Raw genomic sequence first — 10,808 nt, forward strand, 5'->3', positions numbered from 1 at the left:
GACGTCCAGGCATTGGCCGTTTCCGCGCTGGTCGAGCAGGCCTCGGCCGGCTTCGCCCGGACGGGAGTCGAAGCCTCGCAGGCCATCGAAGGCCATGTCACCAGCGCTTCCGGCGCGCTCGATGGGCTGGCCGTCAAGGTCGCCGAGCAGGAACGTGCCAGCCAGCGCATGCTGGCCGACGTCGACCGGGCGCTGTCCAGCCTGACCGAACGGTTCGGCGAGCTGGCGATGCATGGCGACGACCGGGCGACCGCCATCCTCGGCGCCATCGGCCGGGCCCGCATGGACCTCGAGAATTTGGGCGCGGACACGAGTGCGAACGAGGGCGCCGTCACCGCCCTGGCCGAGCGGACCACCGCGCTGCGCCAGGAAGTCGCCGTTTTGTCGCACGAGGTTCGCGAGCGGCTGATGGCCGGCTTTACCGAAGCCGAAGTCGACGCCGAACGGCTGCTCAATGCGGCCCGCACCGCCCGGCCCGAGGTCGAGTGGATGCGCGACGCTGCCGCCGAAGCCGCAATCCGAATCGCCGAAACCGGCTCCGGCATTGCCGCCCAGCAGGATCGCCTGACCGCCCTCCTCGCCAATATCGACGAGGGCGTCATCGGCGCCGAGCAGAAACTAGCGACGCTCGCTTCGGCGATCAGCGAAGCCCAGTCGGACGCGGCCAATCTGACGGCCGAGACCGGCCCGGCGCTGGTCGCGGCCATGGTCCAGGTCCGCGATGCCGCAGCCCATGCCGCCGAGCGCGCCCGCGAGGCGATGGCGGGGGTCATTCCGGAATCGGCTGCCAAGCTGTCGAAGGCCACGCGTGAGGCCCTCGAAGAGGTCATCCGCGACGGCATCGAGGACCGCCTGCGCGAAGTCGAGACGATCGCCGCCCGCGCCGTCGACACGGCCCGCGCCGCCTCGGACCGGCTGACCCAGCAGATGTTGACCCTCGGTCAAAGCGCGGCCGCGCTCGAGCAGCATATCGAGCACACCGAAACCGCCAGCCGCGAGAAGGACAGCGAGGCGTTCACCCGGCGCGTGTCGCTGCTGATGGATTCGATGCACTCGGCCGCGATCGACGTCGGCAAGATCCTCTCCGACGAAATCGACGAGAAGACCTGGGATTCCTATCTGAAGGGCAATCGCGGGGTGTTCACCCGCCGCGCGGTGCGGCTGCTCGGCGGCGCCGAGACCAAGGCGATCCGCGCCCATTACGAGGCCGACCCGGAGTTCCAGCAGTCGGTCAACCGCTACGTCCAGGACTTCGAATCGATGCTCCGCCGGGTGCTCGCCGAGCGCGACAGCGGGATCATCGCGGTGACCCTGATGTCGTCCGACATGGGCAAGCTGTACGCCGCGCTGGCGCAGGTGGTGGAGCGGCGGCGTTACCCGCGGGTGTCGACCGGCCTGTAGAAGTCGAGCACGTCCGGGCCGATCCAGCCGAAGGTCCAGTTGGCGTAATAGAGCCCGAACAGGATGGCGGCGAGCAGCGCGGCCTTGACCAGGTGGCGCTTCAAGTCGAACTGGTGCGGCGCGCTGTCGGCCTGGCCCGGCACCTTCGCGGTCCCCGCTTCCTCGTCGGTGCGGACGCCGAACGGCAGCAGCACGAACGCACACGCCGCGAAGAACAGGAAATAGATCGCGACGATCGAGCCCGGCTGCATCAGCCGACGCGCACCAGCTGCACTTCGACCAAAGGTTTCTTGCCGGTCCAGGCGGTCGCGCAGCGGCGCACCGCGAGCCGCACCGCCTCGCGCATCTTGTCCTCGTCGGCGCGCGGATCGCACGCGCGTTCCGCCGAGTTTGTGGCGTCGGCGATGAAGTCGTCGCGGTCCTCCTCGACCGGCATGCCGAACGGGCGCACCAGCGGGTCGCCGGCCAGCGCGCCGTCGCCGCGCACCGCCAGCGCGACGGTGATCAGCCCGCTGGTGCCGATCCGCCGCCGCTCGGAGATGGTCGGGCCGTCGGCGGGGAGGATGACGTCGCCGTCGAGCACCAGCCGCCCGACGCGCTCCTCGCCGAGCTTTTTGGGCTCGCCCGGCGCGAGGCGGATGAGGTCGCCGTTCTTCTGCACCACCGCTTTGGGCACGCCGCAATCGAGCGCGAAGCGCGCCTGCTCGGCGATGTGGCGCGCTTCGCCGTGGACGGGCACGATGATCTCGGGGCGCACCCAGCCGTACATTTGCGCCAGCTCGGGGCGGCCCGGGTGGCCGGAGACGTGGACGTGCGCCTGGCGCTCGGTGACGATCAGGATGCCGGCGTCGGACAGTGAGTTCATGACGTGGCCGATGGCCTGCTCGTTGCCCGGGATGATCTTGGAGGAAAAGATCACCGTGTCGCCGCGGGCGAGCTTCAATTCATGGCTGCCCGAGGCGATCCGGCCGAGCGCGGCGCGCGGCTCGCCCTGGCCGCCGGTGGCGATGATCAGCAACTCCTCGCGCGGCAGCTTCATCGCCTCGTCGAAGCGCACCGGCTCGGGGAAATCGGTCAAATAGCCGGTCGCCTTGGCGACCTTGATGATGCGGTCGAGGCTGCGCCCGGCGACGGCGACCCGGCGCCCGGTCTCGGCGGCGACGCGCCCGATCGTCTGCAGCCGCGCGGCGTTCGAGGCAAAGGTCGTCACCGCGACCCGCCCGCGCGCCTTTTGCACCTCGGCGAGCAGCCCGGCGTAGACTCCGGTTTCGGACCCAGACGGGGCGTCCTGGAAGACGTTGGTCGAATCGCACACCAGCGCCAGCACCCCGGCGTCACCTAGTGCTCGCAGTGGTTCGTGGCTCGACGGCTCGCCCATCACCGGGGTCTCGTCGATCTTCCAGTCGCCGGTGTGGAACACGCGGCCGAACGGGGTCTCGATCAGTACGCCATTGCCCTCGGGAATCGAGTGCGCGAGCGCGACGTAACTGACCTTGAACGGGCCGAGCTCGATGCCGCCTTCGCGCTCGACGATGTTGAGCTTGACCTGCCCGGTCAGCCCCTCCTCCTCGAGCTTGCCGGCGATCAGCCCGGCGGTGAACGGGGTGGCGTAGAGCGGCACCTTCAAGTCGGCGGCGAGGTAGGGGATGGCGCCGATATGGTCTTCATGGCCGTGGGTGAGGACGATCCCGGCGAGGCGGTCGCGGTTGCGCTCGATGAAGTCGAGATCGGGCAGGATGAGGTCGATTCCTGGATAGTCGGGGTCGGCGAAGGTCAGCCCGAGGTCGACCATCAGCCACTGCCCGCGGCAGCCGTAGAGGTTGACGTTCATCCCGATTTCGCCCGAGCCGCCCAGCGCGAGGAACAGTAATTCTTCACCGGGGATCATGGTTTAACGGCTTTCTCGTGGAGCAGGCTGAGGCCCTGGATGGTGAGGTCGGGCTCGATTGCGTCGAACACCTTGCTGTGCTGCTCGAACAAGGTCGCCAGGCCGCCGCTGGCGATCACCGTCACCGGGCGGCCGATCTCGGCCTTCAGGCGCGCCACCAGCCCTTCGATCATCGCGACATAGCCCCAGTAGATGCCGATCGACATCTGGCTTTCGGTGGTGCGGCCGATGACATTGGTGTCGCCGGGCGCGGCGATCGCGATGCGCGGTAGCATCGCCGCCGCCGCGACCAAGGCGTCGAGCGATAAATTGATCCCCGGCGCGATGATCCCGCCTTTGTAGGCGCCCGAGAAATCGACCACGTCGAACGTCGTCGCGGTGCCGAAATCGATCACGATCAGGTCGCCCGGGTGGCGGGCGTGGGCGGCAATGGCGTTGAGCACGCGGTCGGCGCCGACGCTGTCGGGCTCCTCGACGTCGAGCGCGATCGGCCATGCCGCGGCGCCCTGCCCTGCAACCACCGGCGTGACCTTGAAATATTTCTCGCTGAGCACTTCGAGATTGTGCAGCGCGCGCGGCACCACCGTGCCGACGATCACCGCGGTGACATCCCCGCGCGCATAGCCTTCGAGCTCGAGCAACTGGTGCAGCCACACGGCATATTGGTCGGCGGTGCGGCGCGGGTCGGTCGCCACCCGCCAGCGCGCCTTGATCAGGCCGCCGTCGACTAGCGCAAACACGATGTTGGTGTTGCCGGCGTCGATCGCGAGCAGCATGGCCGATCCTATCCGAGGCTGACGTCGGCGGCGTGCATGACACGCACGCTGCCGTCCGCCAAGGCCAGCCGCAGCGCGCCATCGGGATCGAGCCCGGCGAATTCCCCGGCGAGCGTCTCGTCGGGGCCGGCGCGGACGGTCAGCGGCGTGCCGAGCGGGTGCGCGCTTTCGAGCCAGGCGGTGGTCAGGCGGGTCAAGTCGCTGCGCCACAGCTCGAGCGCGCGGGCGAACGCCGCGGCGATCAGCGGCGCGAAGGTTTCGGGGCTGACCAGCGCGACCGACGACAGCGCGATCGTTTCGCGGCTTTCGATGGCGGGCGCATTGGCGAGGTTGACACCGAACCCCGCGACCAGGCGGTCGCCGCTGCGCTCGAGCAAGATGCCGGCGAGCTTGGCGGGGCCGATCATTAGATCGTTGGGCCATTTGAGCATCAGCCCGGTGGCGGGCGCGGCGGCCTCGACCGCGCGGATCAGCGCCACCCCCGCGGCCAGCGACAGCGACGGCGCCGGCGGGTCGGTCGGGCGCAGCGCGATCAAGGTGCTGGCGAAGAAATTGCCTTTGAGCGAGCGCCACTCGCGCCCCTGCCGCCCGCGCCCGGCCTCCTGCGCCAGCGCAACCAGCCACTCGCCCTCGCCCGCGGCGGGCGCGGCAAGCAGATCGGCGTTGGTCGAGCCGGTGCGCTCGACAATGCGGATGCGGGTCAGAAGATCGATCCAGCGGCGCGGTCGGTGAGGTCGCCGAGCGGGCCGATGAGGAGGTAGCCGAGCGGCGACACGGCGATCGCGGCAACCAGGATTAGCACCCGCTCGACCGGCGCCGCGACCTTGGCCAGCGGGGTTCCGCCCTCGTCGAAATACATGATCTTGACGATCTTGAGGTAGTAGTAAGCGCCGACCACGGTGCCGAGGATGCCGATCACCGCGACTGCGATCAGCCCGGCGTCGACCGCCGCGGTGAACACCAGCAACTTGGGCCAGAAGCCGAACAGCGGCGGGATCCCGGCCAGGCTGAACATGAAGATCGCCAGCGCGGCGGCGAACGCGGGGCGGGTCTGTGACAGGCCGGCGAGGCTATCGAGGCTCTCGAGCCGCTCGTCGTTGGGCCCGCGCATGCGCAGCACGCAGAGGAACGCACCCAGCGTCATCACGACATACACCGCCATGTAGAACAATACCGACGAGGCGCCGCCCGGTCCGCCCGCGGCAAGCCCGATCAGCGCGAATCCGACATTGTTGATCGACGAGTACGCCAGCAGCCGCTTGATATTGGTCTGGCCGTAAGCGGCCACCGCGCCGAGCAGAATCGAGGCGAGCGCGGCGACCACCATGATCTGGCGCCAGGCGTCGATCGCCGGGCCCAAAGCATCGATGCACACGCGCACCGCCATCAGCACCGCGGCGACCTTGGGGGCCGAGGCGAAGAAGGCGGTGACCGGGGTCGGCGCGCCTTCGTAAACGTCGGGAGTCCACATGTGGAACGGCACCACGCTGGCCTTGAACGCGATGCCGGAGAGGAGGAACACGAGGCCGAGCAACATGCCGAGGCTCAAGGCGTCGTCGCGCCCGAAGGCGGCGGCGATGCCGGTGAAGCTCATCGTCCCGGTGAATCCGTAGAGCAACGAGAAGCCGTAGAGCAGGATGCCGCTGGCGAGCGCGCCGAGGACGAAATATTTGAGGCCCGCCTCCGCACTGCGCTCGTCGCTGCGGCGGTACGAGGCGAGCACGTAGGCCGACAAGCTCTGTAGCTCGAGCCCGACGTACAATGTCATCAGGTTCGTCGCCGAGACCATCACCGCCATGCCGACGCTCGAGAACAGGATCAGCACCGCATATTCGGCGCCATGCTCGGCATTGCGCTCGAACCAGCCGTGGGCGGCAATAATCGCCACCGCGGCGGCGGGGAAGATCAGCGCTTTGCCGAACGCACCGAAAGCATCGGCCGCGAGCAGCCCGCCGAAGATCGGCCCGTCATTGGACGGCGCGCCAATCAATGCGAGCGTGGCGATCAGCAGCAAGGCGACCGCGGCCCAGGTGGTGAGGCCGGCACCGCGGCGGCCGGTGAAGGCGGCGACCATCATCAGCACGATCGCGCCTACCGACAGGATCAGCTCGGGGAGGATGGGGGCGAACTGGTTCATCAGTGGGCGGCCTCGGCGCCATGCTCGGGCGCGTGTTCGGCGGGCTTGGCCTTGCCCGCGGTCAAATGCGCGTCGCCCTCGGGGGTGGCGCGCTCGACTCGCTCGAGCAGGCGGCCGACATCGGCGCGCATCGGCGCCATAAAGCTTTCGGGATAGACCCCCATCCACAGCACGCAGGCCGCGATCGGCGCGAGCAGCCACCATTCGCGCGGGCTGAGGTCGGGCATCGCCGCGGCGTCGGCATTGCGCGACGTGCCGAACGCGATCCGCCAATACAGCCACAGCATGTAAGCGGCGCCGAGGATGATCCCGGTGGTGGCGACCACTGCCGCCCAGCTCGACACCTTGTAGGTGCCGACGAGGGCCAAAAACTCGCCGACGAAGCCGCTGGTGCCGGGCAGGCCGACGCTGGCCATGGTGAACAGCATGAACAGCAAGGCGTAGCCGGGCATGTTGTTGGAGAGGCCGCCGTAGCGGTCGATTTCGCGGGTGTGGAGCCGGTCGTAGATCACCCCGACGCACAGGAACAAGGCGCCCGAGACGAGGCCGTGGCTGAGCATCACGATCAGCGCGCCCTCGATGCCCTGGCGGTTGAAGGCGAACAGGCCGAATGTGACGAACGCCATGTGCGCCACCGACGAATAAGCGATCAATTTCTTCATGTCGCGCTGCACGAGGGCGACCAGCGATGTGTAGACCACCGCGATCCCGCTCAGGATGAACACCAAGGGTACGAACTGCGCCGAGCCTTCGGGGAACATCGGCACGGAAAAGCGGATGAAGCCGTAGCCGCCCATCTTGAGCAGCACGCCGGCGAGGATCACCGAACCCGCGGTCGGCGCCTGGACGTGGGCATCGGGCAGCCAGGTGTGCACCGGCCACATCGGCATCTTGACCGCGAACGAGGCGAAGAACGCCAGCCACAGCCATTGCTGGACGTTGGGCGCGAAATCGTAGGCCATCAATTCCGGGATCGACGCGGTGCCGGCCTCGAGCACCATGTACAGCATGGCGATCAGCATCAGCACCGAGCCGAGCAGGGTGTAGAGGAAGAATTTGTCGCTCGCCTTGATCCGCTCGGCGCCGCCCCAGATGCCGATGATCAAATACATCGGAATCAGGCCGCCCTCGAAGAAGATGTAGAACAGGAACAGGTCCTGCGCGGTGAACACGCCGATCATCAGCGCCTCCATCAGCAGGAAGGCGGACATGTATTCGGGCACCCGCTTGTCGATCGCGGTCCACGACGCGCCGATGCAGATCGGCATCAGGAATACGCTGAGCATGATCAGCATCAGCGCGATGCCATCGATGCCGAGCGCCCAGGCGATCGAGCCGCCGAGCCCGACATGCTCGACGAACTGCCACTGCGGCCCGGCGGGGTCGAACGCGGTCCAGGCGAGGATGCCGAGCGCGAGGTCGATCAGGGTCGCGGCGAGCGCGATCCACCGCGCCGCGTGAGCGCTGACGAACAGCGCGATGACGCCCGCCACCAGCGGCACCGCGATCAGCAGGGTCAGCAACGGCAGGCCGGTCACTGCGCCCACCATATCGCCCAGCTCGCCGCGCCGATCAGGCCGAGCAGCATGACCAGCGCGTAGGAATAGAGGTAACCCGACTGGAGCGTGGCCGTGACGCGGTTGCCAAGGCCAACCGCATAGGCCGCGCCGTGCGGGCCGAAACGGTCGATCGTGCCCTCATCGCCGCGCCGCCAGAACAGCCGCCCGAGCCACAGCGCGGGGCGGATGAAGATGCGGTCGTAGAGCTCGTCGAAATACCATTTGTTGAGGACAAAGCGGTGCAACCCGCCGAACATCGCGACGAACGCGGCGGGCGCGCCAGGGCGACGGAAGTAATTGTTGTAAGCGATGGCGAGGCCGATCAGCATCACCGCGAACGGGGTCCATTTGACCCACTTCGGAACCTCATGCGCGGCATGGGCGAGGTGCGCGTCGAACGCCACGCTGCCGTTCCAGAATTCGGCACCATGCTCGGACCCGACGAAATAGTCGTGGAACAGCTGCCCGGCGAACACCGCGCCGACACCGAGCAGGATGATCGGCGCCAGCATCGTCAACGGGCTTTCGTGCGGGTGATAGCCGCCGGTGCCCGCAGGGGGTGTCGCCTTGCTGTGCGAGCTGTCGCCATGTTCTTCGGACGGCGCGTCGTGATCGCCGTGGAGCGCGTGCTGGATATGCTCCGACGCTCCCCACCGCGCCTCGCCGAAGAAGGTCAGGAAAATCAGCCGCCAAGAGTAGAAAGCGGTGAGCAGCGCGGCGAGCGCGCCGAGGAAGAAGGCGATGCGACCGTGCACGCTGCCGCTGGCGAACGCGCTTTCGATGATCGCGTCCTTCGACCAGAAGCCGGCGAAACCCACCCCGAACAGGCCGACCCCGGTGATCGCCAGCGTGCCGACCACCATCACCCAGAAGGTGACCGGGATCTCTTTCCGCAGCGCTCCGTAGTACCGCATGTCCTGCTCGTGGTGCATGGCGTGGATGACCGAGCCCGCGCCGAGGAACAGCAGCGCCTTGAAGAAGGCGTGGGTGAACAGATGGAACATCGCCGCGCCGTACGCGCCAACGCCGGCGGCGAAGAACATGTAGCCGAGCTGGCTGCAGGTCGAATACGCGATCACCCGCTTGATGTCGTTCTGGGCGGTGCCGACGGTGGCGGCGAAGATCGCGGTCGCGGCGCCGACATAGGTGACCACCGCGAGCGCGGTCTCGCTGGTCTCGAACATCGGCGACAGCCGGCACACCATGAATACGCCCGCGGTGACCATCGTCGCGGCGTGGATCAGGGCGCTGACCGGGGTCGGCCCCTCCATCGCGTCGGGCAGCCAAGTGTGCAGCCCGAGCTGGGCCGATTTGCCCATCGCGCCAACGAACAGCAGCAGGCAAATCAGGGTCATGGTATCGACGCGCATTCCCGCGAAGCCGATGGTCGACCCGGCCATCGCGGGCGCGGCGGCGAGGATGTCGGGGATCGAGATCGTCCCGAACACCAGGAAGGTCGCGAAGATGCCGAGCGAGAAGCCGAAATCACCGACGCGGTTGACGACGAACGCCTTCAAGGCCGCCGCGTTGGCCGATGGCTTGTGGTACCAGAAGCCGATCAGCAAATAGGACGCCAGCCCCACCCCTTCCCAGCCGAAGAACATCTGGACGAGGTTGTCGGCGGTCACCAGCATCAGCATGGCGAAGGTGAACAGCGACAGATAAGCGAAGAAGCGCGGCTGGCCCGGGTCCTCGGCCATATAGCCCCAGCTGTAGAGGTGGACGAGGCTCGAGACGGTCGTCACCACCACCAGCATCACCGCGGTCAGCGTATCGACGCGCAGCGACCATGCGACTTGCAGGTCGCCCGAACTGATCCACGCCAGCACCGGTTCGACCCACCCGCCGCTGTAGTCGCCGGCGACGAAGTTGAGGAAGATCGGCCACGACAGCGCGCACGACGCGAACAGCGCGCCGGTGGTGATCAGCTTGGCGGCGAAATTGCCGATCCACCGCCCGCCCAATCCGGCGACGATCGCCGCGAGCAGCGGCAGGAAGACGATCAGCTGGATCATCAGCCGTGCATCCGGTTGGCGTCGTCGACCGCGATCGAACCGCGGCGGCGGAAGAAGATGACGAGGATGGCGAGGCCGATCGCGGCCTCGGCCGCGGCGACGGTGAGGACGAACATCGCCATCACCTGGCCGGTGAGGTCGCCGAGGAAGGCGCTGAACGCGACCAAATTGATGTTCACCGCCAACAAAATCAGCTCGATCGCCATCAGCATCAGGATGACGTTGCGGCGGTTGAGGAAGATGCCGAGCACGCCGAGCACGAACAGGATCGCGGCGACGGTCAGGTAATGGGTGAGGCCGATCATGCGCGCGGCTCCGCCGAGTTCCGTTCGTGTCGAGCACAGGTCGAGCGAAGCCGAGACCGGCGTCGAGACATCCCTCGACGGCCGCATCTCGACAAGCTCGATGCTGCTCGGGACGAACGGGTGAGTGGTGCCAAACTAATCACAGCTTGACCCCCTCGCCGCTGACCGGGTTCGTGTTGCGCACCGCGTCCTGCGGGCGGCGCGCGATCTGCTTCGACACGCTCTGGCCGCGGTTGTCGCCGCGGCTGCGGTGGGTCAGCACGATCGCGCCGATCATCGCCACCAGCAGGATCAGCCCGGCGATCTCGAACGGGAACAGGAAGCGGGTGTAGAGCAATTCGCCCATCGCGACGATGTTGGGCTGGGTCGCGGCGGGCGCGTCGGCCAGCACCGGCCCGCTGTTGCGCGCGTTCAAGGCGATGACGATCTCGGCCAGCAGCACCAGCGCGATCAGCAGCCCGAACGGAAGATTGGCGGTGAAGCCCGAGCGGAGCTTGGCAAAGTCGACGTCGAGCATCATCACCACGAACAGGAACAGCACCGCGACCGCGCCGACGTAGACGATCACCAGCAGCATCGCGATGAACTCGGCCCCGACCAGCAGCATCAGGCCGGCCGCGTTGAAGAAGGCGACGATCAGCCACAGCACGCTATGCACCGGATTGCGCGCGAAGATCACCAGGATCGCCGAGGCGATGGTGAGCGCCGCGAACAGGTAGAAGGCGAG

The 10,808-nt window shown here is 67.7% G+C and carries 9 protein-coding genes and 1 pseudogene; 1 reads left to right on the top strand and 9 read right to left on the bottom strand.

Annotated elements, in window-relative coordinates; translation table 11 throughout:
* A pseudogene (locus RMP08_RS06060) lies at positions 1-1,401 on the top strand (hypothetical protein); the annotation flags it as partial.
* Here RMP08_RS06060 and RMP08_RS06065 read toward each other — a convergent pair.
* From RMP08_RS06065 to RMP08_RS06105, 9 genes are all read right to left on the bottom strand, one after another.
* Positions 1,374-1,652 (bottom strand): DUF1467 family protein, encoded by a 279-nt coding sequence (locus tag RMP08_RS06065; protein ID WP_310468097.1) that lies wholly within the window; start codon positions 1,650-1,652, stop codon positions 1,374-1,376. The pseudogene RMP08_RS06060 and the gene RMP08_RS06065 overlap by 28 nt on opposite strands.
* Complete coding sequence (locus RMP08_RS06070; protein WP_310468098.1) at positions 1,652-3,289, bottom strand: ribonuclease J; 1,638 nt, start codon at positions 3,287-3,289, stop codon at positions 1,652-1,654. Before RMP08_RS06070 ends, RMP08_RS06065 begins: the two co-directional genes overlap by 1 nt.
* A complete protein-coding gene (locus RMP08_RS06075; RefSeq protein WP_310468099.1) occupies positions 3,286-4,065 on the bottom strand; it encodes a type III pantothenate kinase in 780 nt (259 codons plus the stop codon). Before RMP08_RS06075 ends, RMP08_RS06070 begins: the two co-directional genes overlap by 4 nt.
* A gap of 8 nt (positions 4,066-4,073) precedes the next feature.
* A complete protein-coding gene (locus RMP08_RS06080; RefSeq protein ID WP_310468104.1) occupies positions 4,074-4,778 on the bottom strand; it encodes a biotin--[acetyl-CoA-carboxylase] ligase in 705 nt (234 codons plus the stop codon).
* Positions 4,766-6,202, bottom strand: coding sequence for an NADH-quinone oxidoreductase subunit NuoN (gene nuoN, locus RMP08_RS06085; protein WP_310468100.1), 1,437 nt, complete (start codon positions 6,200-6,202; stop codon positions 4,766-4,768). The genes RMP08_RS06080 and nuoN overlap by 13 nt, the downstream gene beginning before the upstream one ends.
* The gene (locus RMP08_RS06090) at positions 6,202-7,740 is read right to left on the bottom strand and encodes an NADH-quinone oxidoreductase subunit M (protein WP_310468105.1); all 1,539 of its coding nucleotides are present in this window, start codon (positions 7,738-7,740) and stop codon (positions 6,202-6,204) included. The genes nuoN and RMP08_RS06090 overlap by 1 nt, the downstream gene beginning before the upstream one ends.
* Entirely contained in the window at positions 7,737-9,776 is a 2,040-nt protein-coding gene (gene nuoL, locus RMP08_RS06095) for an NADH-quinone oxidoreductase subunit L (protein ID WP_310468101.1), read from the bottom strand. Before nuoL ends, RMP08_RS06090 begins: the two co-directional genes overlap by 4 nt.
* On the bottom strand, positions 9,776-10,081 hold the full coding sequence (gene nuoK / locus RMP08_RS06100) for an NADH-quinone oxidoreductase subunit NuoK (protein ID WP_310468102.1): 306 nt from the start codon (positions 10,079-10,081) through the stop codon (positions 9,776-9,778). The genes nuoL and nuoK overlap by 1 nt, the downstream gene beginning before the upstream one ends.
* Before the next feature lie 139 nt (positions 10,082-10,220).
* A partial coding sequence (locus tag RMP08_RS06105; protein WP_310468103.1) for an NADH-quinone oxidoreductase subunit J occupies positions 10,221-10,808 on the bottom strand: 588 nt, incomplete at its 5' end.

The organism is Sphingomonas sp. (assembly GCF_031426035.1).
Taxonomy (GTDB): Bacteria; Pseudomonadota; Alphaproteobacteria; order Sphingomonadales; family Sphingomonadaceae; genus Sphingomicrobium.